This window comes from Microbacterium esteraromaticum, from assembly GCF_017303215.1.
Taxonomy (GTDB): domain Bacteria; phylum Actinomycetota; class Actinomycetes; order Actinomycetales; family Microbacteriaceae; genus Microbacterium; species Microbacterium esteraromaticum_C.
In genome coordinates, this window is the sequence record NZ_JAEMWU010000003.1 from 20,491 (window position 1) to 45,851 (window position 25,361).

Genomic DNA, 25,361 nt, shown 5'->3' on the forward strand with positions numbered 1-25,361 from the left:
CGACGCCTCAGGCGTCGAGCGGGCCCAGCCACGCGCTCGCCGCCGTCGCGTGCGCCGATTCGGGGTCGGACGGGTGGAACATGCCCGCCAGCACATCGCGGTACAGCCGCGACAACTCGTTCGACGAGAAGTACGAGCCGCCGCCGGCGACCAGCATCGCCTCATCGACCACCTGCTTGGCCATCACGACCGCGCGGTGCTTGACACCGGAGAGCAGGGTGAACCAGCGGGCGCCGTGATCCGCGCCGGCATCCACGTCTCGGGTGAGGGCTGCGATCTGCGGGGGCAGGGCGTCGTAGGCCAGTGCCATGTCGGCGATCCGCCAGCGGATGTCGGGGTCCTGGCTGTACGTCGTGCCGCTCTTCTTCGACGTGCGCTTGTGCGCGGTGGCGACGGCCAGATCGAGGCCGCGCCGGGCGATGCCCGTGTACACCGAGGCGAGCAGCAGCTCGAACACGCTGAAGATGCCGAACACGATCGGATCCGGGTTCGGGCCCGGGTCGATGCGGCGCACGATGCGCTCCGGCGGCGCGACGGCGCCGTTCAGTCGGGTCGTGCGGCTCTGCGTGCCGCGCATGCCGAGGGTGTCCCAGTCGTCTCCGGTCACGACCGCATCGGTGCGGTCGATGAAGGCGAACACCAGTTTCGGCGCGTCGGCGCTGGTCGTGTCGAGGCCGTGCAGACCCAGGCGGGTCCACACCGGCGCCAACGAGGTGAAGATCTTCGTGCCGGTAAAGGCATACCCGCCGTCCGGCTGTGGAGCGGCATCGGTGTCGCTGCCGAACAGCACGAGATCGTTGCCGCCCTCGCTGATGCCGAACGCGAAGACCTCGCCGGCGACGGCGCCGTCCTGCACGAACTCCAGGCCCGCGACGCCGCGGTCGCTGAACACCTTTGCCACGCCGGTCCAGACGAGGTGCATATTGATCGCCAGAGCGGTGGCGGGGGATGCCGTCGCGAGGCGCTGCTGCAGCAGCGCCGCCTGCTCCAGGCCCAGCCCCGCGCCGCCGCGCTCGGCGGGCACGAGGATCGACAGATAGCCGGCGTCCTGCAGCTCGTCGAGATCGTCCTGCGGGAAGGTGTTCTCGCGATCGTGGATGCCCGCGCGCTCGCGGATGCGCTCGAGCAGTGCGTCGGGCAGATACAGGGACGGGTCGAACGCGCTCATGCCTCCACAGTAGATGCGAGGCGTCAGGGCTGGGCGGTCGTGATCGGTTCGGTGTCGGGATGTGGCGAGGGATCACGGTCGCGCAGATCGGGGAAGAACCGCACGAACACCACCGAGACGAGCAGGCCCGCGGCGGCGAACAATGTGGCGGCGAGGTAGGCGCCGGTCGGGCCGTTGAGATCGATGAGGATGCCGGCGATGGCCGACCCCAGTGCGGCCCCGATCAGCTGCCCGGTGCCCGCCCACCCGAAGGCCTCGGCCGTCTCGCTGAACTTCACGCTGGCCGTGGTGATCGCGAAGAGGACGGCAAGGGCGGGCGCGACGCCGAGTCCGGCCAGCAGCAGTGTGCCGCCGAGCCAGAAGACGTTCAGCGACAGCATCGTCAGGCACAGGCCGACGGTCACGATGAGCAGGCGGCGTGCCATCGCCCACGGGCCGATCGGGATGTGCCCGAAGGCCAGTCCGCCGACCAGGCTTCCCACCGAGAAGACAGCCAGCACCAGCCCTGCCTCCAGGCCGTCGTGACCGAAGGTCGCGACGACGCCGACCTCGACAGCCGACGCGGCGCCGATGAGCAGGAAGCCGATCGCGGTGGCGAGCATCACCGGCGGTTTCAGGACGACCCGGCCGAATGCGCGTCGGCTGCGCGGGATGCGTACCCGGCCCACCTCGGGCGAGAAGATGAACCAGGCGCCGCCGAACAGCAGGATCGTGGCGACCAGCAGCAGCCCCTCGACCGTGCCGACCTGGGTGGAGACCACGGTGATCACCACGGGGGCGACGATCCAGATGATCTCCTGCAGAGAGGCGTCGAGTGAGAACAGCGGGGTGAGCTGCCCGGAGTTGACCAGCTTCGGGTAGATCGTGCGCACGGCCGCCTGCACTGGGGGCGTAGAGAGGCCCGCCAGCAGGGCGAGCGCCATGTAGCCGGGAACATTCAGCGGCAGCAGCGCGAGACAGAGCAAGGCGACGACGCAGACCAGCGCGGTGAGCGTGAGCACCCGGCGCATGCCCCAGGCGCCCATCCATCGGCTCGTGACCGGTCCGGCGACAGCCTGTCCGACCGATGCCGCCGCGAGGACGATGCCCGCCGCGCCGTACGATCCGGTCTGCTGCTCGACATGCAATAGGATCGCCAGACTCAGCATCCCGCTGGGGAAGCGCGCCACCAATTGCGCTGCGATCATGCGCGCCACTCCGGGCGTGCGAAGAAGGTCCCGGTATCCCGCCACGAGACGAGATTAGTCCCCTTTGGTATCCGCGCGCGCGTACGCGCGGCGCGACGCGCGGGGCGTGCGAACGGCGTCGTGGGCGACACGCCCGCGACACGCCGAAGCGCGCTCTCCACAGGAAATCGGATGTCGGTGGGGGCAGCTAGCGTGCCGCCTGTGGATGGATCCGCAACCGGGTCGACAGACCCGCGTGAATCCGCGGTTCGCGACCCGTCAGAGGTGCCGCCGGCCTGTGGAAGAAAGCGTGGACAAGCTGTGTTGAACCTGGGGAGGACGGTGGAAAACTACACGGATGTAACTACTACCCCTTGTGGTCACCCCCAATGTCCGTCCCCATATGTAGTATTGATACTCCCGGCGGGGGGTCTGTCGGAGAACATCGGATTAGAGGGGAATCAGTCGTCATCATGTCGATCACGGTCTACACCAAGCCTTCCTGCGTTCAGTGCAACGCCACCTACCGCGCCCTCGACGCCAAGGGCATCGAATACGAGATCCACGACCTCTCCGAAGACGCCAACGCCCTCGAGCAGGTCAAGGCTCTCGGCTACATGTCGGCACCCGTCGTCGTGACCGACGAGGGCCACTGGTCGGGCTTCCGTCCCGACAAGATCGACGAGCTCGCAGCGCGCCTGTCCTGACCTGGCGACAGGCGCAGACACCAAAGGGAGTGGATCATGAGCGCGGTCGCCACCGAGGTGCCGCTGCTGGTGTTTTTCTCGAGCGTCTCGGGTAACACCGCACGGTTCATCGAGAAGCTCGATCTGCCCGCGCGGCGCATCCCGTTGCTTCGCACCGACGAGCCGCTCATCATCGATGAGCCGTTCGTGCTGGTCACCCCCACGTACGGAGGTGGGCAGGGTCGCGGCGTCGAGAAGGGCGCCGTGCCCAAGCAGGTCATCCGGTTCCTCAACGACGAGCGCAACCGGCGAAACATCCGCGGGGTGATCTCGGCGGGAAACACGAACTTCGGCGATGCGTTCTGCCTCGCCGGTGAAGTCATCAGCCGCAAGTGCAACGTGCCGCACTTGTATCGGTTCGAGGTATTCGGCACGCAGGACGACGTCGATCGCGTGAGCGACGGATTGGAACGATGGTGGAAGCTACAGTGACAGACGCAGTCGAGTTCAAGGTGAACCCCGCCTTCGAAGGGCTCGACTACCACGCCCTCAACGCGATGCTGAACCTGTACGACGCGAACGGCAAGATCCAGTTCGACGCCGACAAGCGCGCAGCACGCGAGTACTTCCTGCAGCACGTCAACCAGAACACGGTGTTCTTCCACTCGCTCAAGGAGCGTCTGGACTACCTCGTCGAGAAGCAGTACTACGAAGGCGCGGTCATCGACCAGTACTCCTTCGAGTTCATCCAGAAGCTCAACGACTTCGCGTACTCGAAGAAGTTCCGCTTCGAGACGTTCCTCGGCGCGTTCAAGTACTACACCAGCTACACGCTCAAGACGTTCGACGGCAAGCGCTACCTCGAGCGCTTCGAGGACCGCGTCGTCATGACGGCCCTCGCCCTCGCCGAAGGTGACGAGCAGGTCGCGATCGAGCTCGTCGACGAGATCATCTCGGGCCGGTTCCAGCCGGCCACGCCCACCTTCTTGAACGCCGGCAAGGCGCAGCGCGGCGAGCTCGTCAGCTGCTTCCTGCTGCGCATCGAAGACAACATGGAGTCGATCGCCCGCGGCATCAACTCGTCGCTGCAGCTCAGCAAGCGCGGTGGCGGTGTCGCTCTGCTGCTGAGCAACATCCGTGAGTCGGGTGCTCCGATCAAGCAGATCGAGAACCAGTCCTCGGGCATCATCCCCGTCATGAAGCTGCTCGAAGACAGTTTCAGCTACGCCAACCAGCTGGGCGCGCGTCAGGGCGCCGGTGCGGTCTACCTGCACGCGCACCACCCCGACATCATGCGCTTCCTCGACACCAAGCGTGAGAACGCCGACGAGAAGATTCGCATCAAGACGCTGTCGCTGGGCGTCGTCGTGCCCGACATCACCTTCGAGCTCGCCAAGAAGGGCGAGGACATGTACCTGTTCTCGCCGTACGACGTTGAGAAGGTCTACGGGGTGCCGTTCGGTGACATCTCGGTGACCGAGAAGTACCACGAGATGGTCGACGACGCGCGCATCAAGAAGACGAAGATCAACGCGCGCGAGTTCTTCCAGACGCTCGCCGAGATCCAGTTCGAGTCGGGCTACCCGTACATCATGTTCGAAGACACGGTGAACAAGGCCAACCCGATCAAGGGTCGGATCAACATGTCGAACCTGTGCAGCGAGATCCTGCAGGTGAACACCCCGACGACGTACAACACCGACCTGTCGTACGACCAGATCGGCAAGGACATCTCGTGCAACCTCGGCTCGATGAACATCGCGCTGTCGATGGATGCCGGTGACCTCGGCAAGACCGTCGAGGCCGCGATCCGTGCGCTGACCGCGGTCAGCACCCAGAGCCACATCAGCTCGGTGCGGTCGATCGAAGACGGCAACGACCGTTCGCACGCGATCGGCCTCGGGCAGATGAACCTGCACGGGTACCTGGCTCGCGAGCGGGTGTTCTACGGCTCTGAAGAGGGCATCGACTTCACGAACATCTACTTCTACACGGTGTTGTTCCACGCGCTGAAGGCATCGAACAAGCTCGCCATCGAGCGCGGCGAGACCTTCGAGGGCTTCGCCGACTCGACCTACGCGTCGGGTGAGTTCTTCGACAAGTACATCGACCAGGTCTGGGCTCCCGAGACCGAGAAGGTCAAGGAGCTCTTCGCCGGTCACCGCATCCCGACGCAGCAGGACTGGGCCGAGCTGAAGGAGAGCGTGCAGCAGCACGGCATCTTCAACCAGAACCTGCAGGCCGTGCCGCCGACCGGTTCGATCTCGTACATCAACAACTCGACGTCGTCGATCCACCCGATCGCGTCGAAGGTGGAGATTCGCAAGGAAGGCAAGCTCGGTCGCGTGTACTACCCGGCGCCGTTCATGACGAACGACAACCTGGAGTACTACGAGGACGCCTACGAGATCGGGTACGAGAAGGTCATCGACACGTACGCCGCGGCGACGCAGCACGTCGACCAGGGACTGTCGCTGACGCTGTTCTTCAAGGACACCGCGACCACCCGTGACATCAACAAGGCGCAGATCTACGCATGGCGCAAGGGCATCAAGACGATCTACTACATCCGTCTGCGTCAGCTGGCGCTTGAGGGCACCGACATGACGGAGTGCGTCAGCTGCATGCTGTGACGCGCTGACCAGGGACTTTTTCAGAATAGGAATGGCAAGATGACTCCCTCTCCGAAGCTCACGCTGGTCGACCACGTGCAGGCGATCAACTGGAACCGCATCGAAGACGAGAAGGACCTCGAGGTCTGGAACCGTCTGACGGGCAACTTCTGGCTGCCTGAGAAGGTGCCGCTGTCGAACGACGTGCAGTCGTGGAACACGCTCACCGAGCAAGAGCAGCTGATGACCATGCGCGTGTTCACCGGCTTGACGCTGCTCGACACCATTCAGGGCACGGTGGGCGCGGTCTCGCTGATCCCCGACGCGCTGACCCCGCACGAGGAGGCTGTGTACACCAACATCGCCTTCATGGAGTCGGTGCACGCCAAGAGCTACTCGTCGATCTTCTCGACCCTCGCGTCGACGAAGGAGATCGATGAGGCCTTCCGCTGGTCGGTCGAGAACCAGAACCTGCAGAAGAAGGCGCAGATCATCGTCGACTACTACCGTGGCGATGACCCGCTCAAGCGCAAGGTCGCCTCGACCCTGCTGGAGTCGTTCCTGTTCTACTCGGGCTTCTACCTGCCGATCTACTGGTCGTCGAAGGCGAAGCTGACCAACACCGCCGACCTGATCCGGTTGATCATCCGCGACGAGGCCGTGCACGGCTACTACATCGGCTACAAGTACCAGCGCGGGCTCGAGACCGAGACGCCCGAGCGGCGTGAAGAGCTCAAGGACTACACGTTCTCGCTGCTGTACGAACTGTACGAGAACGAGGTGCAGTACACGCAGGACCTCTACGACGGTGTCGGACTGACCGAGGACGTCAAGAAGTTCTTGCACTACAACGCCAACAAGGCGCTGATGAACCTGGGCTACGAGGCGATGTTCCCCTCGACCGTCACGAACGTGAACCCGGCGATCCTCTCGGCGCTGTCGCCCAACTCAGACGAGAACCACGACTTCTTCTCGGGGTCGGGCTCTTCGTACGTCATCGGCAAGGCCGAGGCCACCGAAGACGACGACTGGGACTTCTGAGTCGGTGTGTGCGGCGTCACAGATCGTGGCGCCGCACACCATGCGTCCGAGGATCGCGCTGGATTCCGCGTTCCGCGCGCTGGTGGGCGAACGTGCGGTGGCGACATCAGCTACTTCACTGCGTCGCGGGCACCCAGTCGCGGTCGGGTGGCTTCGCTACGGTAGCGGGTATGACCGCCATCTCTGCCCTGCGATTGATCGTCCCCAGCGTCTGGATCGGGCTGATCCTGGGACTGTCCTTCATTGAGGCACCACTGAAGTTCATGGCGCCGGGCATCACCGTTCCGCTGGGGCTGGGGATCGGGCGGCTGATGTTCTGGGCGCTTGCCATCGGTGGATTTGTCTTGCTTCTCGTGCTGACGGCGAGCGCGGTGCTTCGGCCACGTGTGCCTGTGGGTGGATGGGCGTTGATCGGATGCCTGTGGGTGCTGATGCTCGTGCAGTCCTTCGCCATCCGCCCGGCGCTCAGTGCTCGTAGCGACATCGTGATCGCTGGCGGTGACCCCGGGCCGTCAGTGCTGCACTACGTGTACATCGCTACGGACGTGGCGATCCTCATCACACTTGTGCTGTGGATCGTCATCACTGTCCGGTCGAGCCGAACAGCGCCGATGCAGCACCGTTGACGAGCGGCTCACCCACACGGGCACGTCCATCCCAGCATCCGAGCGAATAGGCCGCGTCAACGGTGCTCGGGGCGCGCCGGCGCGAGGGCGGCGACGCCGAGCAGGACCGCACCGCAGGCGGTGATGATGATCCATCCCGACACGAATGACTCCGACGCGGCAATGGTGCCTGCCAGGGCGATGCCGAGGGCCGTGCCGACCTGGCGTGCGGTCGAGGTGACGCCGCCCGCGACGCCCGCCCGGTCGAGGGGCAAGCTGTTCACAGCGGTGTTGGTGATGGGCGGATTTCCGAGACCGACACCCAGGCCGATGAGCAGAAACGCCACCAGGAGCGCCGTGAGGTTCATCCCAGCGGCGAGTGTCGTCAGCAACGCCCCGCCGAGGGTGAGGAGTGCGCCCGCAACCAACAGCGGGATTCTCGGCCCGGCCCGCCCGACGAGGTAGCCGGAGAGTGGGGCGCCGACGATCGCCCCGATTGCCATCGGCAGCGTCGCTGCGCCGGCTGCCAGGGGCGTCCAGCCCTCGCCGCCTTGCAGAAGAACTGTAGTCAGCAAGAGCGTCACGCTGAACCCGACGAAGAGAGCGACGGCACCTGCGACTGCTCCGGCGAACCCGGGATGCCGGAAGAGGTGCGGGTCGATGAGCGGCTGACGGCTGCGTGACTCGGCCCAGAAGAAGCCGAGCGCTGTCAGGAGCACGGCGCCGATCCCGAGAATCACGACCGGTGAGGTCCATCCGACGTGAGGCGCCTCGATGAGCACAGCAACCATCCCGCCGATGAGAAGCACGAGCAGTACCTGGCCGCGAATGTCGAGTCTGCGTGCATGAGCAGCGCGGGACTCCGGCACCAGGACGGCTACGAGGATCAGCGCGACGAGCACGACGGGCACGTTGATCCAGAACACCGCACGCCAGTCGAACGCGGCGATGAGTGCCCCACCGGTCAGCGGACCGGCGGCCAGGCTCACCCCGAACACTGACGCCCAGATGCCGATGGCCTGTGCCCGCTCTCGCGGGTCAGTCATGACGCCCACGACGATGGCAAGGGCGACGGGCGTGAGCATCGATGCTCCCACCCCCTGGAGGGCGCGCGCCGCGATCAGCCACCCGAGTGAGGGTGCGGCGGCGCCGGCGAGGGACGCGACGGCGAACACGACCAGCCCGATCTGGAAGACCCGTCGCCGTCCGAACCGATCCGCCAGCGCGCCCGCGGTGATGAGCAGGCTCGCGAACGGCACCGTGTACGCGTCGATCACCCATGCCAGGCGATCCACATCGAGGCCGAGGCCCAGCCCGATCTGCGGCAGCCCGATGCTGACTATGGTCGTGTCCAACCCGACCAAGAACAGCGCCGATGCGCACACCGCGAGTATTGCCCATCGGCGTCGTGCGCTGAGCGCGATCGTGCCTCTCGCTGCGTCGGTAGCTGTCATGTCGGCCCGCCTTCTCTCTGCAAGACGCGGGCCGAAATGCCGCGCGCGTGTTCGATGATCCCCGGCCGCGGCGGCACCTCGCGACGTTCCTTGCGAATTCTGCAAAGATCGAGGCATGAATGCGGACGTGACGGGAATCCTCGAAGCCATCGGTCCGCGTCTGCGTCGGCTCCGCCGCGAGCGGAAACTGACGCTCGCCGCGGTCGCCGAGCGGTCTGGGCTGTCTATCAGTGGGCTATCGCGGCTGGAGACCGGGCATCGTCAACCGACGCTGGAGCTCTTGATCCCCCTCGCTCGCGTGTATGGGGTGTCGCTGGGTGTGCTGGTCGGGGCGCCAGAGACCGGCGACCCACGCGTGCACCTCGAGCCGCGGCGCTTGCGGCATGCCGGCGTCATCATTCCCCTCACCGAGTATCCCGGCCGGGTTCAGGTGTTCAAGCAGGTGCTCGGGCCGCGCCGGGTGCGCATGAGCAGCCATCGAGGCAGTGCCTGGCTGTATGTTCTTGCCGGCCAGTTGCGCCTGCTTCTCGGCGATGAGGAACGTCTGCTCGAGCCGGGTGAGACAGCACGGTTCGACCCCATGACGCCACACTGGTTCGGCCCCGCAGATGGCACCACGGTCGAGCTACTGCATCTGTTTGGGGCTGACAGCGAGCACCCTGTCGCACTGTGATCTGCGCGCGTCGCCCGACGGCATAAGGCGATCTCGGTCGCCTGCTCGTACCGTCTCCGCGGTGGTGGCATGGTTGTCGTGGGTCATGGTCGGTCGCCCGCTGCCTGCTCCAGGGCGCGCTCGAAGATGCCCGGGCTCTGCGCGCCCGACACGCCGTACTTCTCGTCGATGACGAAGAAGGGGACGCTGTTGATGCCGAGCTGACCGGCGCGGGCGATGTCCGCGTGCACGGCGGGGAGGTACTCCTCGGTGGTGAGCGCGTGGCGGATCGTGTCCGGGTCGAGGCCGATCTCGGCGGCGAGGTCGACGAGTTCGTCGAGGTTGCCGACGTCGCGGCCGTGTTCGAAGTACGCCGCGAGCAGTCGGTCGTTCATCTCGCTCTGCTTGCCGTGGGCCTTCGCGAAGTGGATGGCCTGGTGGGCGAGGAGGGTGAGCGCGGGCTGCAGCCTGTCCCAGTCGAACGTGAGCCCGAGTCCTTCGCCGACCTGGTCGATCATGGCGAACCTGTCACGAACGTGCTGTTCGGTGAGGTTCATGACGTCGGTGAGGTATTCGGCGTAGCGGCCGCCGTACTCGACGGGCGGGTTCTGGTCGAGCTGGTATGAGTGGTACTCGACTTCCACGGGGATTCCGCTGCTGCTCGTGAACCGTTCGCGGCCGGTCTCGAACTTGCGTTTGCCGATGTGGCACCACACGCAGGTGACGTCCGACCAGATGTCCACTTTGAGTGGGGTCGTCGATGGGGCGCTCATTGCGGCACCGTGACGACGAGCTTGCCGACGGGGTGCTCGCCCACGAAGTCGACGTAGGCCTGGACTGCATCATCGAGCGTGTAGACCTTCGCGATCACAGGACGGATGCCGTCGTCGAGCGCGAGCTGCGCGAGCTCGATCATGCCGCCGAGGTCGGCGTTCGCGTCGGCGACGTAGGTGACGGTGATGTCTTGGCGGGGGATCTGCTCGGGGTTCGGCGGCGGCGGCACGATTGTGAAAAGCCGTCCACCGGGCTTGACCGTGGCAATCAGGTCATCGAGCGAGTTCCCGGGAAGAGCAACGTTCAGGATCACATCGACATCGGCGGGATACTCGGCCGGGTCGAAACCGATCACATGGTCCGCACCGAGCGCGGTGATCGCGTCGGCGTCCGCCGGCATGGCGGTCGCGGTGATCTGGGCACCGGAAGAGCTGAGGATCGTCATCAGCGCGGTGCCGACCGCACCGGTCGCGCCGACCACGAGCACACGCTCGCCCGGCTGAACGTCTGCGGTGAGCGCGAGAGCGCGCGCCGTGAGACCCGTGGTCGCGAGGGCGGCGGCATCCTTGACGCTCAAGCTCGCGGGTCGGTGCGCGACGAACGGGGTGTCTGCGCGGACCGTGAGGTACTCGGCCATCGATCCGGTCCCGGTCGGTGAGTTCGGCCCACCGAACGCGGCCATGGCGGCGGAGGTCGTGTAGCCGAACACCTCATCGCCCACCGCGAAGCGGGACACACCATCGCCGACCGCGGTGACGGTGCCGGCGAAGTCCGCACCGAGCACGTGCGGCAGCGGCAGCTGTACGAACTGACTCAGATCACCGCGGGCAACCCGCAGATCGGCCATGTTCACCGCCGACGCGGCGACCCGCACCAGAATCTCGCCCGCGGCAGGTTCCGGTGCATCCACCTCGACCACCTGATAGGTGTCGGGCTGTCCATAGTCATGCGCGACAAGCGCCTTCATTCTCACGTATCCACTCCCTTTAAACGGACCATATGGTCACCTTGCGCGGGAAGACTACGCGAAACGGACCGTATGGTCAAGTTCGGCTAGGCTCGAGGGCATGACCGATGTGAGAGCTCCCCGTGCGGATGCCGTGCGCAACCGTGCCCGGCTGCTCGACGCGGCCGAGCTTGAGTTCGCCGATCGCGGGTTGGACGTGTCCGTCGCTGACATCGCCGCGCGTGCGGGCGTGGGCAAGGGAACCGTCTTCCGGCACTTCACGACCAAAGAAGACCTCCTGGCCACCGTCGTCGTGCACCGACTCGAGAGGCTCATTGCCGATGGAGAGCGGCTGGCCGACACCTCTCCCGCCGAGACCGCGCTTTTCGAGTTCGTCACCCTCGCAGCCGGCCAGCAGCAGGACGAACTGTCCGTCCTCACCGCGACCGACACCGTCAACGATCAGCTCGACGATGCGCAGTCGCGCCTGTTCGCACTCATGGAGCGGCTGGTTGCCGATGCGCGCGCCGCCGGCGTCCTCCGCCCCGACGTCACCGGCGAAGACGTCGCTCTGCTGATCTGCGCTCCCGGCCACGTCGCAGGCTTCGCGCCCGGCCGAGGCCCCGACCTCTGGCGGCGCTACCTCGGCATCATCCTGGACGGACTCCGACCCGAAGGTGCACACCCCCTGCCCCACTGAGTTCGCTGCGGCGGGCAGCATCGAGGGGTCCTCCCCATCGGAGTGACGTCGGCAGGACCCCTCAACTTAGCTCCTGAAGGTCCGTCAGCGCGCGGACGCGGGGCGGTCGGTGATGGGGCACGCGTCATGGAGGAACAACCGGTCCGAACGTTCAGTTGGTCCTCAAACGCCTCGCCCTGTGCTTGTCGCATGCGCTGGAGCGCGCAGCAACCGCGCCGTGACCGTGCCCATCGGGTTCATCGACGGATTGCCTGTCGGTGTGCAGGTCGCCGGCCCGTGGCGGTGTCTGCCAGCCCCACAAGCGCCGTGCTCAGCGCTGCGGCGGTTTGAAGAATCGCCTCGACGCCTGCGTGGGTCTCTGACAATCTTCACCCTCACGGGCTACATGAAGAGACCGTCATGGGCAAGCATCAGGCGACCACGCGCATCGCGGCCGCGGCCAAGGCGCGCGCCTCCGGCATCATGCCGTGGCGCGCTCCCGGTGCCGGGGCTCTGCGTGGATGAGTCCGTCGACGAAGGCGATCGCCTCGCCCTCGTCAGCGAACTGCGGCATCAGCGAGAGTTCGGCGATGAGGTTCGTCTGCGCGCGGGTGAGCATGCGCTTCTCGCCCGGCGAGACGCCGCGGTCCACATCGCGGCGGCTGATGTCGCGAACGACCTCGGACACCTGCACGATGCTGCCGCTCGCCACCTTCTGCTCGTAGGTCTTGAAGCGGCGAGACCAGTTCGCCGGTTCATCGGTCATCGTCTCGCCGAGCGCGGCGACGACAAGGCTGAGGGTCGCGTCGCTCATCACCGGGCGGATGCCCACATCGTCGATGCGGTCGATGGGGATCCGGATCGTCAGGCGGTTGACGAGGGAATGCAGGACGATGCACTCGGTGGGCTCTCCGCGTACCACGCGCACCTCGCGTCCGACGACAGTGACCGCCCCGTGATGGGGGTGGATGAGGGTGGCGTTCGGAGCGAGAGAGAGCATCGGGTTCCCTTTCCAGGGGCGGTGGTTGTCTGCGTTGCCCGGCGGGGCCCGGGAAGACTACAGATGCATCCGCCAAGGGGCAAACGCGAGGAGGGGCCTCCGCCGAGTCGCCGATGCTGGCGTTTGTGCGTGTTCGAAGCGGCGCGCGCTCGGTCGCTGGGCGCCCCTTCAGTCGTCGGAGGGTGTCGCGGCGTCGGCGATGATGTCGTCGACGACCTCAGGGGGGTAGCGCTCGGGCGAGATGCGCCTCATGCCAGCCAACGCCACGGCAAGAAGCATGTATCGCTGAGCCTCTATGGCCCCCAGTTCGGGCGACGAGCTTTGCAGTGCTGTGACAACGACGTCGAGGCTATCTGCATAGGTTGGCGCGAAGTCAGGCACGCGCAGAGCGTGCGCCCACGCGTCGGCCCACAAGTTGAGGTCTGGCGCTGATGGCGAGGCGCGGTGGTTGGCGAAGAACTCCAGTACGGGATTCGTCGTCGGAGTCCGCGTAGCGGTAGTGAAGCCGTCAACTTGTTCAGCCACATAGGTTCGCCACGCCGCCGCCTGCAGTTCCACCATGCTCGCGAAATGCTGATGGATCAGCCCAGGGGAGCCGCCGACCTCCTGACCGACCGTGCGTGCGGTGATGCCGGCCAGGCCGGAGCGTCGCGCGACGCGGAGTGCTGCGTCGACGATTGCGGCGCGGCGCTGTTCGCGCGGGAGATAGGCCATGGCGATTCATTCTAGGGTGCGCCGGCGTAGATCATTTGCTAATTTGTACACCTGTACAAATTGAGTGGAGGTCGTGATGCAGAAGAGAAGTCTCGGTGAGCTGCGCCGTGCCTTGCAGAACGTGAGCGAAGCAACTCGCCGAACAGTTCGGATGCCGAAGTCGTGGGAGGCGGGCTGGCAGAACCTGGACTACCTCGGGTGGAGGGACCCCAGTGCGCGCCAACGCGGCTACCTTTTCGTTGAGCGAGAAGGGCAGCTTCAGGGCATCATGCTGGAACGCGCTCGGCTTGCTTCGGCGCCCGCGCGCGCTGTCATGTGCACGTTGTGCAGGATGCCAAGGCGGTTCGAGCAGGTGATCCTGTTCACGGGGCGGTCGGCCGCGTCCGACCAGAGTCGTTCATCGCGCGGGAGTTACCTCTGTGCAGAACTGGACTGCAACAGCAGAGTGAATCGACTGCTTCCCAGCTCGATGTTGGAAGGGAGCGCGGAAGAGTTTGTCGCTGGCCGCAGGCAGGGGCTGCGTGAACGAGCGCACTCGTTCGTGGCGGAGGTGCTGCGGGGCGCTCCGAGCGCCTAGATTCGGCACGCTCTCCACGTTGTTGCTTTCGGCATCATGACGTGCCGGCGGGCCAGCCGATCGAGAAGCCCTTGCGCACTGTGTGAGGTTTCGGAATACTGGCGCCATCTTTTCTGTGGGTAGTCGAGCGCTGCCGAATACGTGCATGCGCATCTGGGGTGAGTGACGGGACCAACGGAGGTGCCGCGTGTTGCGTAGAGTCGGCGTTCTTGTCGTATCGGGCTTGGTAGTAGCAGGAGCGGCGGCGCCCCCAGCGGCAGCGGTGCAGCCCGCATCCCCACCACCCGGAGTCTCGACGGCGAAGCCCTCGGATCCGGGCGCGACCTCATCGAACGCGGAGCAACCGGTGTACGCGCAGCCGACGTGGGCGGACGGGGGATGGGGGTCATCGGAGGACTACGAGACGATCCAGACCGCTGACCTCGACGGCGACGGGGATCACGAGCTTGTGGGCCGGTCGTCCCCCGGACTCGAGGCATGGGACTTCGACGTCACATCGGGCCAATGGCTCCCGTTGGTGCCGCCCTGCCTCGGTGATGACTGCGAGATCGCCTGGACGGATGCGAAGGGCTGGCAACGGAAGGAGTTCTTCCGCACGATCGGCACCGGCGACATCACCGGCGACGGCAAGGAAGAGATCTTCAGCCGGGCACCGAACGGCATCCAGGTCGCCGAGTACATCCCCGCGGGCCCCGGAACGGGCTCCGGATGGCATGAGCTCGATCTTGTGAACTTTCCCGATGGGCAGAACGACGACATCTGGGGACAGGCAAGCAGCTACGAGACGATTCAGGCGGCCGACCTCGACGGCGATGGTAGTGCCGAGATCTTCGGGCGTAGCCCCACGGGCGTCGAGATCCTGAGCTTCGACGGCACCCGATGGAGCAATTCGGGTTTCGCCGGATTCACCGACTCCGACGGCTGGTCCTCCCGGGAGTACTACACAACGATCCAGGCGGCGGACCTCTTCGATACCGGCAGCTCTGTGATCTTCGGTCGTGGGCGCGACGGTCTGGAGGTGTGGAGCCTCGTGGGCGGCAAGTGGCAAGCACTCGATATCGCGGATGCACCGTTCACGAACGCGGAGGGCTGGACCGCTCCTGAGCACTACGAGACGATCCAGACCGCGGATCTGGACGGCGACGGCGATCTGGAGGTGTTCGGTCGAGCAAACGCGGGAATCGAGGCCTATGCCCTCTCTCTCGTGTACGCGAAGAACGGCGGAATCACCGTGGAGTGGTCGGCATGCGGCATCCTCGATGCGTTCAGCAACGCGAACGGCTGGACGACGCACGACAATTACGCCACCATCCAGGCGGCGGATGTCGACGGTGATGGCCGCGAAGAAGTCATCGGAAGACACGGGTCGGGGATGACGGTGTGGGGCCTGCAACCAGCCGTCAAGAACTGCTCGCAGCAGAAGAGTCAGGGCAAAGCGGCCTGGGTGAACGAACAAGACGTGGCGGGACCGGGATTCACCAATGCGCTGGGATGGAACAACGCGAGTCAGTACGCGACGATTCAGGTCGCTGATGTCGACGGGTACATGCCGAACGGGTCTCCCGGTGCCCAGGGTGCGACGCGCGCCGAACTGATCGGCCGCGGCCCGACCGGCATTCAGACGTACCGGTTCGATGCGAAGGCAGGGTCGTGGGGGTCGCCTTCGGCGACGTGGCCGACCTGGTCGGGGAACGCCCAGACCGCCTACGAGGAACTCAGCCAGGACGCCACACCGCAGTCGTGTCCGGGCGCCGGAGAGCCCTGCGACATCCGCAGCCTCTACGGAACCCTCAGCTCAGCATCCGCTTACCAGCTCAAGAAGAACCTGCCCAAAGCGCCAGCGGCGGGCATCCCGCCGGCGGTGTGGGACGACGTCAGGGCGCAGCTCACGCTCGAGCTGACCTGGGTGTATTGGGTGGCTCAGATGCGCGAAGCGAACTACTCGATCATTCAGGACACATTCGCCGACGAGGCCACGAACACGACGGCCAAGCATCTGTGGAAGGCCGCAACCGATGACGCCTACGACAAGACCTCTCATGCGATTGTCGCCGACGGTGTGCAATTGATCGCGGGGATCGCCGACGCCGCGTCCAACCTGGCGCCGGGGGGTGAGGAAGCGGCAATGGTGGCGTTCGGAATCATCGACGCGGCGGTGTCGTACGGAATGTCGTTGAACGACGGCGCGTCGACGTTCTCCGGAGACCTCGAGAAATTCACCGGTGATTCGAACTGGCTGGGCAAGTGGCGCCAGACCGCGCAGGATACGAACGAGAAGGTCGCCGCCCAGATCGCATCTGACTACGGACTCCTGCAAGCGGTGGGGGAAACGTACAAGAAGGAGGTGTGGACGATCCCCGATGCCAGTGCGTCAGGTCCTACGAGACTCGCCGCAGACCGCGCCTACAGCACCTGGCTGTGGCAGTCGCTGACACCGTCGATGCCTGCACCCTGCGATGTCCTGCTGAACGTGAGCTGTGGTGGGTGGGTCATCGCATCCTGCGACACCGGCCAGACCTGCCTCCCCGGCTTCTCGTATGGGCTCACCGACCTCGCCTGCCCGTCACCTGTCGGAGTCGCCTGCAGCACCCGATCAGACGTCCTTCCCGGCCCCGTGGTTCTGACATCGAGCGATGGACAGATCTACGGCGTGAACGCCGCGCCGAAATACCTCATGGACCAGATGCTCGACGAGCCGAGCCAGTCCTGTCTCACCCGGAAGTGGGACGAAGGGTGCAACCTTGGCGTCTCCGCGTTCGATGTCGCCGCCGGCTTGAACGGATGGCAGTACTCGTGCTCGCTATCGGTTCCGGACTCCTCACCGCCGAGCGACTACCCGGAGCGGGTCTGCACCGAGCTCTTCGAACTGCGCGACGCGTACGGGTCACGCTAGGAGACACGCTCAGACTCACTCGTCCCGGTCGAGGAATGCGCTGACGACCCGCATGAACTCGTTCCGCTCCTCCCAGTGGGGCATGTGGCTTGACTGGTCGAACCGCACCCATTCGGCCTGGGGGATGAACTCGACGAACGGGTGCACGACAGCATCCGTCGCCTCGTCGTACGCGCCGTTGATGACGAGGGTGGGCACGTCGATGCGATCGAGGCGGTCGATCACCGACCACTCGCGGAGCGAGCCGATGACCATGAACTCGCTCGGGCCGTTCATCGCGTGATACACCGTCGGATCCTCGGCCAGCAGATCGAATGTGCGCTGTACCGGACCGGGCAGCGGAGAGATCCGGCACACGTGGTGCGCGTAGAACACATCGGATGCTGCGGCGTACTCCGCTGACGTGAAGTCGCCCGCCGCCTCGTGCCGGGCGATGACCTCGCCCGCCGAACCCGGGAGCGCATTGCGAAGCTCGACGGCTGCCGCACGCCACTGCGGCATCGACGCGGGGGAGTCGGCGATGATCAGGCGCCGCAGTCCGCGCGGGCGCCGAACGGCATGCTCTGATCCCAGCATTCCGCCCCACGACTGACCCAGCAGGTCGTACTCGGTGATGCCGAGGTGGCGCAGCAACAGCTCGAGTTCTTCCAAGAAGAGGTCAACGGTCCAGAAGTCACTCGGCGCACCGGGAAGATGCGTCGAGCGCCCGCTGCCCAGTTGGTCGTAGTACACGACGGTGCGCTGCCCGGCGAGGTCGTCGAGGCTCAGCAGGTAGTCGTGCGTGCAGCCCGGTCCGCCGTGCACGGCGAGCAACGGCACAGCCGAGCCGTCCGCATCGGGCGACCCGCCGGAGGGGCGGGCGACGCGGTAGTACGTGCTGCCGGCATGCCACGAGAAGCGTCCTTCGGTGATCTCGACGTCTGCGGCGGTATGAGTAGTCATGTCAGTTCCCTTCCCGGGCGTCGGAGAAGCCGTCCGCCCGGCGGACGCGGTCGAAGAACGCCTGTGCCCGGGGCGCGAGAGGCGCAAGCTCGTGTGCGGCACCGGCGACGATCTCGAACGTCGCCGGCACGCCGTGGTCGTGCCAGTTCTGTGCCAGGTGGCGGGCGCGGTCGACGCGCGTGCGGCCGGCGTCGTTGGCTCCGGCCCGCCAGCGGGACTCATGCTCGCCGACGTGGATGACGCCGGAGCCGTCGTCGTCCGCGCCGACCAAGACGTGCACGGGCAACGCCTGGAGCCGGGCGTGATCGCGCTCACGCCCGAACACCGCGGCGAAGTCGCCCACGCCCGGCCACCAGGCATGCTCGGAACCCAGCAGGGTCACGTTTCCGGGGGCCGCGAACGCCGCCGCCGACCAATCCGACGGATGCACGAGAGCCAGACGATGGGCGAACTGCGCGCCACCCGAGAACCCGAACAGCTCGAGCCGGTCGACGTCCAACAGCTCCCGTTCGATGAAGGCGTCGAGCGTCCACTGCAGAACGTCATCGAAGTGCGTGTCACCCGACCGCAGCTGCTTGTACCCGTTCGCGTCGCCCGCATCGGGCACGCCGGCGGGGAACAGCGGTGCCAGCAGCGCAGTGCCGGTGCGCTCCGCCCAGTCGAGGAACTCCCGGCGCATGCCGACCGGATCGCGATCACTGCCATGGATGAGCACCGCAACCGCCCCACAGGGTGACTCCGGCACGGCGCTCCACCAGCTGAACCGCGGGTCCTTCACGAGTGCGGTGCCGGTTCCGAACCTCATCGCGTCACCTCACCGGTGCGCACCAGCGCATCGGCGATCGCGTCGGCGTCCTCGACCGGGAGGCGTGACGTGGCGATGCGCACGTGCGGCGGGTTGGGGGCCGACCAGGACGACTCGCCGCGCAGTGCGACCACGCCCTGCAGCGCGAGCGCCTCGATCGTGCGCCCTTCGTCGTGCACGGGCACCCATGCGCAGAACCCGTCGTCGGAGTCGACATCGACACCTCGCGCGCGCAATGCCTCGGTGAAGGCGTCGAGACGCGCCCCGTACTCGGCGCGCGCGCGTTGCACCTGCTGTTCTGTGGCGCCGTCGCGCAGCATCCACAGCAGGGCCGACTGCAGAATACGCGAGGTCCACTGCCGGGTGAGGCGGATCTCGGCGTGCGCGCGCTGGATGACCTCGTCGGGTCCGCCGATGACCGCCAGGCGCAGGTCGGGACCGTACGACTTCTCGTACGAGCGGATGACGACCGTGTGCGCGGGGCGCAGCTCGGCCGTCGACCAGTACTCGCGGCGCGAGAGCGGCCCGAGGTCGTCGTATTCGATCACCAGGGGCTGGTGGCGTCCGCTCATGTGCGAGACGATGCGGTCGCGGTTCTCGCGCGTCATCGAACGCCCGGTCGGCGCCTGTGAACGCGGTTGCAGGAACACTGCGGCGGGCAGCGTCTGCAGCGCATCGCGCAGCGCACGCTCGTCGAGACCGTCGGGCCCGTACGGCACCGGCACGATGCTCAGCCCGAGATCGACCATCAGGCTGATCAGCTGCGGCTGCGTGGGCATCTCGACGACGACACGGTCACCCGGGACCGAGTGTGCGTGCAGCACCGCCCAGATCGCGTCGGCGCCGCCGTTCGCCACGGCGAAGCGATGGGAGCGCACCGGCCACGTCGGGGCGATGGCCGTTTCGAGCTCGGGCAGGATCGGGGAGTCGTAGTACTCGTTGAGATTCGGTTGCTGCGCGGCCCCGATCAAGGCCTGGTCCAGGGCCGGCAGCAGCGAGACGTCCGGATGCAACAGACGCAGATCGCGTGTGCCCGGCACCGTCGACATCAGCTCGAGTCGGCGCACCTGACCGCTCGCGCTCGTGACCCGCACTCCGGACTTGCCCGTACCGGCGATCAGACCGCGCCGCTTGAGCAGACCCCAGGCCGCAGAGATCGTCGAGGGACTCACCCGCAGCTCGGCCGCGAGGTCGCGCACCGTGGGCAGGGCTTCGCCGGGGGCGATGACATCATCGCGGATGGACGTCGCGATCGACGATGCTATGCCGCGGGGCGTCACATCGGGGAAGACATCGCGCCGGGCCCAGGCCGGCATCGCACCGTTACCCGTCATGGCGGCGGACCCCGGTGACGAGCTCGGGCGAACGAGGTACGAGATCGAGGTCGAATCGACGCTGCGCGAGCAGCGGGAACGCCGTGCGGGCAGCATCCACCCGGGCGCGATCGAATTCGGTGACCAGCAGCGTCTGCTCGACCCCGGCCGAGGCCATCGTCGTGCCGTCCGGCGCCACGATCATCGAGCATCCGATCCGAGTGCCGCCGGTCTGACCCGCCCCGATCACGAAGCAGGTCGACTCCAGGGCGCGCGCTGCGCAGAACGTGCTCCAGTGCGCCTCTTTCAAAGGCCCGCGCACCCACGACGTCGGCACGGCGAGAACGTCGGCCCCCTGCAGGGCCAGCGCGCGCGCCGTCTCGGGAAAGCGGATGTCGTAGCAGGTCATCACGCCGACGCCGAAGCCGCCGACGTCGATCACCGGGGGAGCGTGCTCGCCCGGGCGGATCGCATCGGATTCGCGCATGCCGGCCGCGTCGTAGAGGTGGAGTTTTCGATAGACCGCGCGGATGCCCGTGGCATCGACGACCACGACCGTGTTGAACGGGCGATCGCCGGCCGACTCGGTGATCCCGGCGATCACTGTCAGACCGCTGCCGTCGAGCGCCGCGATCAACGACTGCACGAACGGACCGTCGAGCGGTTCGGCGACTGGTGTCTCGGCAGGGTCGTCCGTGCGGCTGGACGCCGACTCGGGCAGCACCAGAAGATCCAGAGCGGCCTTGCGTGCCGCGGCGATCCACTCACCGCACTGCACGGCGCATTCGGCGGGCGAGAGCGGGGAGTGCAGCTGGACGGCGCCGACCCGCAGACGCTCACCCATGGTTCGCCTTGTACAGGGCGCTCGCGCCGGTGATCGAACCGAGCGGAGTGCCCGCACGCACGGCATCGCGCAGACCCAGGATCACGGGGTCGGCATCGAGCTCTTCGAGGGTCTGCAGGATCCGCTGCGCGTCCGTGCGCGGAATCACACAGACACCATCGGCGTCGCCGAAGACGACATCACCGGGCAGCACGGCGACACCGCCGACGCTCACGGGGTCGTTGATGCGGCCCTCGAACCCGTGGAGCCGCGTCGTCAGCGGAGTCGCGCCGCGCGAGAACAGCGGGAAGCCGAGCTCGGCGATCTCGTCGATGTCGTTGGTACGGCCGTTGCTGATCGCGGCGACGACGCCCGCATCGGCCGCGATGCCGGCGAGCGTACCGCCGAAGGATGAGCGCGCGTCATCGCCGGACTGATCGATGACGAGCACGTCGCCCGGCTGCGCCAGGCCCAGGGCATGGTGCACGGCCGTGGAATCGGCATGGGGGATGCGCACGGTGAGCGCGCTTCCGACGAAAGACGACCGGATCGGGGCGATGGCGGTCAGTCCGCGTACGAAGCCGAGATCGGTCAGATGGCCGAGCGTCGCGGTCGACGACGCACGCAGCCGGTCGACCAGCTGCTCGTCGAGGCGGGGTGCCATCGCTCCGGTACGGAAGAAGCGTGCCCCGCGGGTCATGACTTGCTCCCGGGGGTACTGGGGGTACTGCGCATCACGGATGTCGTGCCTCTCTGCATGTCGACTTCGCCTGGAGGTGCCCGCGGGGAGCGTGATCCGTTCAGGGGAACTCGTCGGTATCGATCTGAGCGCCCAAGCTCAAGGGATCTGATGCTGACTGGTTCCCAGCATAGGAACGCGGTTTGTCGAATAACAAAGATTTATGTTCGTGAACAAAAGTTGCGAAAAGAAGCGCAGATCAAAGGGGTTTTCGCTGAGGGGGTCGGATGCTGTCGGTGCGCAGGCAGTGCTGATTTCGCGCGTTTCGTGTTTGACATGCACCGGGACGATTTCCCTATGCTGAACCCGGCGCCCAAGCTCCTCACTCAGCTCATCGAGGAGCATCCATGTCCCCCCAATGGACCACCCCGCCATCAGGAGACCCGCACCGCGAACACACGGACGGGCAGACGGTTCTCGACGTCGTCGACCTCGCCGTCTCGTACGGCGACCGCGAGGTCGTGAGCGCCGTCGACTTCCGCCTTCGGGCGGGCGAAACCGTCGCCATCGTCGGCGAATCCGGCTCGGGCAAGACGACCGTCATCAACGCCGTGCTCGGCCTGCTTCCGCGCAACGCCCGCACCTCGGGCAGCGTCGTCCTGCAGGGGCGCGAGATCCTCGGCGCCGACGAGAGCGAGATCCGTCCGCTGCGCGGCACCGCGCTCGCGTACGTTCCGCAGGACCCGATGTCGAACCTCAACCCCGTCATGCGCGTCGGCAACCAGGTGGCCGAAGCGGCCAGCGTGACCCGCGACGCCACAACCGCGGTCTACCGCGAGCGCGCGATCGATGCGCTCGGCAGGGCCGGCCTCGATGACGCGCGGGAACGCTACCGTCTCTATCCGCATCAGTTCTCGGGCGGCATGCGTCAGCGTGCGCTCATCGCGGCCGGTGTCGTCAACGCACCCACCGTGCTGATCGCCGACGAGCCGACCTCGGCGCTCGATGTGACGGTGCAGCGGGTGATCCTCGACAACCTCGCCGAGCTCACCGCCGAGTCGGGCACCGCGGTGCTGCTGATCACGCACGATCTGGGGCTCGCCGCCGAACGGGCCGACCGCGTGATCGTGATGCACCACGGGCGCATCGTCGAGCAGGGGGCCTCGCGAGACGTGCTGTTCGCGCCGCAGGCCGAGTACACGAAGGCGCTCGTCGCCGCGGCTCCGTTCGCCGTGGCCAGTCGCTTCGGCGACGGAGAACGGGCATCCGCAGCGCCGCGCGGCAACGCGACCGCGCAGCCGTCGACGGACACGGCCCCGGCGCTCCGCGTCGACGGACTGTCAAAGGTGTATCCGGCTCGCGGCTGGGGCAAGAACCGTCGCCCACCCTTCACCGCGGTCGAGGACGTGTCCTTCTCCATCCCCGCCGGTCGCACGCTCGCGATCGCCGGGGAATCAGGATCTGGCAAGAGCACCACCGCGCAGATGGTGCTGCAGCTGCTGCGCCCGACCAGCGGGGCCATCGTCTTTCAGGGACGTGACACCGGCTCGCTGTCGAAACGGCAGATGAAGGGCTTCCGTCGCGCGGTGCAGTCCATCTTCCAAGACCCCTACGCATCACTCGACCCGTTGTTCTCGATCGAACGCAGCCTGCGCGAGCCACTCGACGCGTTCGCCATCGGAACGCCGGCCGAACGCGATGCGCGCGTCCTGGAACTGCTCGACCTGGTGCAACTGCCCCGCACGGTGCGATACCGCACGGCCAGTGAGCTCTCGGGAGGGCAACGCCAGCGCGTCGCGATCGCCCGCGCGCTCGCCCCGTCACCCGAACTCGTCGTGTGCGACGAACCCGTCTCGGCGCTCGACGTGCTGGTGCAGGCGCAGATCCTCGACGTGCTCACCGAGGCGCAGCGCGAACTCGGCGTCTCCTACCTGTTCATCTCGCACGACCTGAGCGTGATCGCCGAGATCTCCCACGACCTGCTCGTCATGCGCAGAGGAGCGGTCGTCGAGCACGGCGCCACTGCCGACGTTCTCGGTGATCCGCAGCATCCGTACACCCGAGAACTGATCGATGCGATCCCCGGACGCGCGCTGTTCCGCGACGCCGTCGGCGCGTAGCGCCATCCTCTCCCGCTTTTCCCTCACCCCTCACCACCACCCACCCGAAAGGACGAGCACACCCATGTCTCGACTCTCCTCCCTCCGACGAGGGGGCCTCATTGCCGCGGCCCTCTCGATCTCGCTGATCGCCACGGGATGCACCCCGTCGCAGAGCTCCGCCGACGCCGCCGACGGCGACGCGGTGCTGCGCGTCGGCATCCAGAAGCCGACCAGCCTCATCCCCGGCAACAGCACCGGGCTGTTCGCCAACACTGTCGTCGGCGCGGTGTTCGACGGTCTCGTCGCCTTCGACCCGGTCTCGGGGCAGCCCCAGAACCTCGTGGCCGAGACGATCGAGTCCGACGACCAGCGAGTGTGGAAGATCACCCTCAAGGACGGCTGGACCTTCCACAACGGCGAAGCCGTCGACGCCGAAGCATTCGCGCGAGGATGGAACGCCGCCGTCGCGCCCGAGAACGCCTGGGTACAGGCCAAGCAGTTCGCCAACATCGTGGGATACGACGCCGTCGCCCCCGCCGAAGGCGAGCCCACGGCGGAGGTGTTGGCGGGCGTCACGGTCGACGGCCCGCTGCAGCTGACCGTCGAGCTCGTCGAACCCGACAGCCAGTTCCCGTTCCTGCTCGCCAAGTCGTACTACTCGCCGATCCCGCAGGCAGCGCTCGATGACCCCGAGGGCTTCGCGAAGCAGCCGATCGGAAACGGCGCCTACCGGGTGACCGAGCCGTGGACCGGCGGCGCCGAGATCATCACCGAGCGCTACGACGATTACGCCGGCGGCGACGTGCTCAACGGCGGCGTGGTGTTCCAGGTCTACACCGGCAACGACATCGCCTACACCGACTACGAAGCCGGTTCGGTCGACATCGTCTCGCTGAACCCGGCCGACATCCCGACCGCCGAGGCGTCCTACCCCGACCTCGTGCGCCGGGCCGCCGTCGACGACTGGCGCAACTACCTCAGCCTGCCGACCTACCTGCCGGGCTACGACGACCCGCAGATCAGGAAGGCACTGTCGCTGGCCATCGACCGCGACGCCATCATCACCTCGCTGCTCGACGGCGAGGCGCACGTCGCCACCGACGTCGACATCCCGGTTAGCGTCGGCTACCGCGACGACGCCTGCGGAGAGCTGTGCCAGTACGACCCCGAGCGCGCCAAGCAACTCTGGGACGAGGCCGGTGGCATCCCCGGAGAGCTGCGCATCGCCTCGGTGACCGGCACCGGTCGTGAGATCTGGGCAGAGGCCATCGCCCGACAGTGGAGCGACGTCTTCGGCGTCGAGGTCAAGCTCGATCAGGTCGCCTCCGAGAACACGTGGCCCGGCATCAAGAGCCGCGAGGTGCAGTCGCCCGTCACCCTGGGCGCACCGGCCGGTCACCCGTCGCCGATCGACACGCTCGGACCGTCCTACTCGTCGAGCGGAAGCGTGAACGGCTCGTTCTATCACAACGACGCATTCGACGCCCTGCTGCAGCAGGCGGCCGCTACCGGAGACGTCGAAGAGCAGAAGGCGCTCTACAACGAAGCGAAGGACCTGGTCATCGACGACATGCCCTCGATTCTGCTGTGGACCTACCCGAGCACGTACGTCGTCTCGGAACGCGCTCAGGCATACGAGCCCGACGCCTTCAACAAGGGCGAGTTCTCGCAGGTCGCGGTGAACTGACCCCGTTGGGGCCCGCCGACGACCTCGGCGGGCCCCACCCGGC

23 protein-coding genes are annotated in these 25,361 nt (G+C 66.7%); 11 read left to right on the top strand and 12 right to left on the bottom strand.

The annotated features are described in order from the left end of the window. Positions 1–7: 7 nt before the first annotated feature. Both JF543_RS12895 and JF543_RS12900 read right to left on the bottom strand, forming a co-directional pair. On the bottom strand, positions 8–1,168 hold the full coding sequence (locus tag JF543_RS12895) for an acyl-CoA dehydrogenase family protein (protein ID WP_206824647.1): 1,161 nt from the start codon (positions 1,166–1,168) through the stop codon (positions 8–10). A gap of 23 nt (positions 1,169–1,191) precedes the next feature. Further along, positions 1,192–2,400, bottom strand: coding sequence for an MFS transporter (locus tag JF543_RS12900; protein ID WP_179410251.1), 1,209 nt, complete (start codon positions 2,398–2,400; stop codon positions 1,192–1,194). Positions 2,401–2,807: 407 nt separating this feature from the next. Between JF543_RS12900 and nrdH the strand changes: the two genes are divergently transcribed. The 5 genes from nrdH (at position 2,808) to JF543_RS12925 (ending at position 7,299) form a co-directional block, all read left to right on the top strand. Next, a complete protein-coding gene (nrdH, locus tag JF543_RS12905; RefSeq protein WP_179410252.1) occupies positions 2,808–3,041 on the top strand; it encodes a glutaredoxin-like protein NrdH in 234 nt (77 codons plus the stop codon). A 36-nt stretch (positions 3,042–3,077) separates the two neighbouring features. Continuing rightward, positions 3,078–3,512 (top strand): class Ib ribonucleoside-diphosphate reductase assembly flavoprotein NrdI, encoded by a 435-nt coding sequence (gene nrdI, locus JF543_RS12910; RefSeq protein WP_179410253.1) that lies wholly within the window; start codon positions 3,078–3,080, stop codon positions 3,510–3,512. Next, a complete protein-coding gene (gene nrdE, locus JF543_RS12915) occupies positions 3,494–5,653 on the top strand; it encodes a class 1b ribonucleoside-diphosphate reductase subunit alpha (protein WP_206824648.1) in 2,160 nt (719 codons plus the stop codon). Before nrdI ends, nrdE begins: the two co-directional genes overlap by 19 nt. A gap of 39 nt (positions 5,654–5,692) precedes the next feature. Beyond that, on the top strand, positions 5,693–6,673 hold the full coding sequence (gene nrdF / locus JF543_RS12920) for a class 1b ribonucleoside-diphosphate reductase subunit beta (RefSeq protein WP_179410255.1): 981 nt from the start codon (positions 5,693–5,695) through the stop codon (positions 6,671–6,673). A gap of 170 nt (positions 6,674–6,843) precedes the next feature. Continuing rightward, a complete protein-coding gene (locus JF543_RS12925) occupies positions 6,844–7,299 on the top strand; it encodes a hypothetical protein (RefSeq protein WP_206824649.1) in 456 nt (151 codons plus the stop codon). A gap of 56 nt (positions 7,300–7,355) precedes the next feature. Here the strand turns inward: JF543_RS12925 and JF543_RS12930 are convergent, their stop codons facing one another. Further along, positions 7,356–8,732, bottom strand: coding sequence for a DHA2 family efflux MFS transporter permease subunit (locus tag JF543_RS12930; RefSeq protein ID WP_206824653.1), 1,377 nt, complete (start codon positions 8,730–8,732; stop codon positions 7,356–7,358). 115 nt (positions 8,733–8,847) lie between these two features. On the opposite strand from JF543_RS12930, the gene JF543_RS12935 reads away from it, so the two are divergent. Further along, positions 8,848–9,405 (top strand): helix-turn-helix domain-containing protein, encoded by a 558-nt coding sequence (locus JF543_RS12935; RefSeq protein ID WP_179410258.1) that lies wholly within the window; start codon positions 8,848–8,850, stop codon positions 9,403–9,405. Between the two features lie 83 nt (positions 9,406–9,488). On the opposite strand, the gene JF543_RS12940 is transcribed toward JF543_RS12935, so the two are convergent. After that, a complete protein-coding gene (locus JF543_RS12940; protein ID WP_206824656.1) occupies positions 9,489–10,157 on the bottom strand; it encodes a DsbA family oxidoreductase in 669 nt (222 codons plus the stop codon). Beyond that, positions 10,154–11,125, bottom strand: a complete 972-nt coding sequence (locus JF543_RS12945) for an NADP-dependent oxidoreductase (RefSeq protein WP_206824657.1) — start codon at positions 11,123–11,125, stop codon at positions 10,154–10,156. Before JF543_RS12945 ends, JF543_RS12940 begins: the two co-directional genes overlap by 4 nt. A gap of 100 nt (positions 11,126–11,225) precedes the next feature. Between JF543_RS12945 and JF543_RS12950 the strand changes: the two genes are divergently transcribed. Then, complete coding sequence (locus tag JF543_RS12950; RefSeq protein ID WP_206824659.1) at positions 11,226–11,804, top strand: TetR/AcrR family transcriptional regulator; 579 nt, start codon at positions 11,226–11,228, stop codon at positions 11,802–11,804. Positions 11,805–12,264: 460 nt separating this feature from the next. Here JF543_RS12950 and JF543_RS12955 read toward each other — a convergent pair whose 3' ends face one another. Both JF543_RS12955 and JF543_RS12960 read right to left on the bottom strand, forming a co-directional pair. Beyond that, positions 12,265–12,783 (bottom strand): CarD family transcriptional regulator, encoded by a 519-nt coding sequence (locus tag JF543_RS12955; RefSeq protein WP_206824662.1) that lies wholly within the window; start codon positions 12,781–12,783, stop codon positions 12,265–12,267. Positions 12,784–12,951: 168 nt separating this feature from the next. Beyond that, on the bottom strand, positions 12,952–13,497 hold the full coding sequence (locus JF543_RS12960; RefSeq protein WP_206824664.1) for a TetR/AcrR family transcriptional regulator: 546 nt from the start codon (positions 13,495–13,497) through the stop codon (positions 12,952–12,954). Between the two features lie 76 nt (positions 13,498–13,573). Here JF543_RS12960 and JF543_RS14670 point away from each other — a divergent pair, with 76 nt between their 5' ends. Next, the gene (locus JF543_RS14670; protein WP_423494931.1) at positions 13,574–14,074 is read left to right on the top strand and encodes an FBP domain-containing protein; all 501 of its coding nucleotides are present in this window, start codon (positions 13,574–13,576) and stop codon (positions 14,072–14,074) included. Positions 14,075–14,420: 346 nt separating this feature from the next. Further along, complete coding sequence (locus JF543_RS12970; RefSeq protein WP_206824669.1) at positions 14,421–16,967, top strand: FG-GAP repeat domain-containing protein; 2,547 nt, start codon at positions 14,421–14,423, stop codon at positions 16,965–16,967. A gap of 15 nt (positions 16,968–16,982) precedes the next feature. Here the strand turns inward: JF543_RS12970 and JF543_RS12975 are convergent, their stop codons facing one another. From JF543_RS12975 to JF543_RS12995, 5 genes are read right to left on the bottom strand one after another with little or no spacing between them, the layout of a single operon-like run. Beyond that, complete coding sequence (locus JF543_RS12975; RefSeq protein WP_206824670.1) at positions 16,983–17,909, bottom strand: proline iminopeptidase-family hydrolase; 927 nt, start codon at positions 17,907–17,909, stop codon at positions 16,983–16,985. A gap of 1 nt (position 17,910) precedes the next feature. Beyond that, positions 17,911–18,714 (bottom strand): alpha/beta hydrolase family protein, encoded by an 804-nt coding sequence (locus JF543_RS12980; protein ID WP_206824672.1) that lies wholly within the window; start codon positions 18,712–18,714, stop codon positions 17,911–17,913. Beyond that, on the bottom strand, positions 18,711–20,048 hold the full coding sequence (locus JF543_RS12985; protein WP_206551651.1) for an aminotransferase class I/II-fold pyridoxal phosphate-dependent enzyme: 1,338 nt from the start codon (positions 20,046–20,048) through the stop codon (positions 18,711–18,713). The genes JF543_RS12980 and JF543_RS12985 overlap by 4 nt, the downstream gene beginning before the upstream one ends. Further along, a complete protein-coding gene (locus tag JF543_RS12990) occupies positions 20,038–20,871 on the bottom strand; it encodes a carbon-nitrogen hydrolase family protein (protein ID WP_206824674.1) in 834 nt (277 codons plus the stop codon). The genes JF543_RS12985 and JF543_RS12990 overlap by 11 nt, the downstream gene beginning before the upstream one ends. Further along, positions 20,864–21,550: an RraA family protein gene (locus JF543_RS12995; RefSeq protein WP_206824676.1), complete on the bottom strand. Its 687-nt coding sequence runs from the start codon at positions 21,548–21,550 to the stop codon at positions 20,864–20,866. Before JF543_RS12995 ends, JF543_RS12990 begins: the two co-directional genes overlap by 8 nt. Positions 21,551–21,936: 386 nt before the next feature. On the opposite strand from JF543_RS12995, the gene JF543_RS13000 reads away from it, so the two are divergent. Together JF543_RS13000 and JF543_RS13005 are read left to right on the top strand one after the other, a co-directional pair. Then, positions 21,937–23,649 carry a dipeptide ABC transporter ATP-binding protein gene (locus JF543_RS13000; RefSeq protein ID WP_206824678.1) on the top strand — a complete coding sequence of 571 codons (1,713 nt, stop codon included), beginning with the start codon at positions 21,937–21,939 and terminating at the stop codon, positions 23,647–23,649. Positions 23,650–23,713: 64 nt separating this feature from the next. Then, positions 23,714–25,318 (top strand): peptide ABC transporter substrate-binding protein, encoded by a 1,605-nt coding sequence (locus JF543_RS13005; RefSeq protein ID WP_206824680.1) that lies wholly within the window; start codon positions 23,714–23,716, stop codon positions 25,316–25,318. Positions 25,319–25,361 lie beyond the last annotated feature (43 nt).